Origin of the sequence: Virgibacillus sp. DJP39 (genome assembly GCF_049310925.1) — a bacterium.
Taxonomy (GTDB): Bacteria; Bacillota; Bacilli; order Bacillales; family Amphibacillaceae; genus Virgibacillus_F.
The window spans coordinates 1-1,924 of the sequence record NZ_JBMERP010000163.1; the positions used below are offsets into that span (position 1 = coordinate 1).

Annotated in this window: 1 protein-coding gene; it reads left to right on the top strand. The window is 39.4% G+C overall.

Translation table 11 applies throughout. The features are described from left to right. Positions 1 to 87 precede the first annotated feature (87 nt). Positions 88 to 1,821 (top strand): phospho-sugar mutase, encoded by a 1,734-nt coding sequence (locus tag ACOI1D_RS21425; protein ID WP_422504225.1) that lies wholly within the window; start codon positions 88 to 90, stop codon positions 1,819 to 1,821. The last annotated feature ends 103 nt before the right edge of the window (positions 1,822 to 1,924 follow it).

A 1,924-nucleotide genomic window follows, 5' to 3' on the forward strand; every position in this document is an offset into this window, starting at 1 on the left:
CAATTAGGGGGGCAAATAGAATAAAAATAAAAAATGTGCTAAACTTTAAGATACTTAACTAGGGGTGTAATAGGGGGAGTTTTTTACATGAATACGTGGAAAAAGGCATACGAGAAATGGAATACATTCGATAACTTAGATCCATCATTAAAAGAGAATTTAAAGCAGATGAAAGATGATCAAGCTGCATTAGAAGATGCCTTCTACAAGGAACTAACATTTGGAACAGGCGGAATGCGTGGTGTACTTGGCCCTGGTGTAAACCGGATGAATATATATACCATAAGAAAGGCAGTTAATGGTCTTGCGAGTTACCTTAAAGTAAATTGTGTGAATGTTTTTGACCGAGGAGTAGTTATTGCTTATGATTCGCGGTATATGTCACAGGAATTTGCACTTGAATCGGCAAAAGTCCTTGGTTCGCATGGTATAAAAGCTCATGTGTTTGACCAGCTTCATCCAACACCGGTGCTGTCATTCGCCGTACGTTACCTTGGTGCAGTAGCAGGTATTATGATCACTGCAAGTCATAACCCTCCGGAATATAACGGGTTTAAGGTTTATAATGAAGATGGGGGACAAATCGTTCCAGATGAAGCCGCTGAAATCATTTCCCATATCGGACAAACAGAAAATGAATTGACAGTACCCGTTTTAGAAAAAGCTGTACTTGAAGATAAGGATTTGTTGAATTGGATAGGTAGTGAAATTGACAATGCCTATTTGGAACAGTTAAAGCAAATTTCTAAACTCAGAAAAGAAGAGATCTCAACTGATAAATCACTTTCCATTGTGTTTACACCACTTCATGGTACCTCGCATGATTTAGTGTTAAAAGGACTTAAGCAGCTGTCATTTTCTCACGTGCATGTCGTTGAAGAACAGGCGATGCCAGATCCGGAATTTTCTACAGTAGAATCGCCTAATCCAGAAGAGCATCAAGCATTTACACTGGCAATTAAAAAAGGTATGAAAGTAGATGCAGATATCCTGATTGGGACTGACCCTGATGCAGATCGTTTGGGAGTGGCTGTAAGGGACGTAGATGATTCTTACACTGTATTGACAGGAAACCAGCTGGGGGCTTTACTGTTAGACTATATTTTGTCACACAGCGATCAATCCTTACTTCCAAACTCTCGAGTTCTTAAAACAATCGTGACAACAGAATTAGGCAGAGCTATAGCAACCTATTATGGAGCAAAAACGATTGACACATTAACAGGGTTTAAATACATCGGGGAAAAAATCCATCAATTTGACAGTTCTGGTGAGACATTCATCTTTGGCTTTGAGGAAAGCTATGGCTATTTAATCAGCAGCTTTGCTCGAGATAAAGACGCAGTTCAAGCCGCTATGATGTCTTGTGAAATGGCCCACTATTGGAAAGAGCAGGGGAAAACATTACTCGAAGCATTAGACGGTATTTACGAAAAACATGGCTATTTTCAGGAGGGCATGTCTGCGCTAACCCTTAAAGGTAAAGAAGGAACAGCCAAAATTGCAGCGATTATGGAGGATGTCCGTAAAAATCCGCTTAAAGAAGTTGCTGGGTTCAAAGTTGAAGTGATGGAGGATTACGCAACAGGTAAACGAACCATTTTTGGTGATGGAAATAAACAGGAAAATATGGACTTACCGAATGAGAATGCTCTGAAGTTCGTTCTTGAAAAAAATAGTTGGGTATGTCTTCGTCCGTCAGGCACAGAACCAAAGATAAAATGTTATTACGGAGTTTGTGAGGATTCAAAGGAAGCTAGCCAAAAGAGCCTCCAGTCCCTAAAACAAGCAATGAATGATGTCATAAATCAAGTCATATAAATAACCTCTGATTATCTGTTAAATCAATTGGATATGATAGACAATAGGTAACTAGATTAAACTAAGCAATCAACAAAGTTGGTTGCTTAGTCAGGCTGTCGAG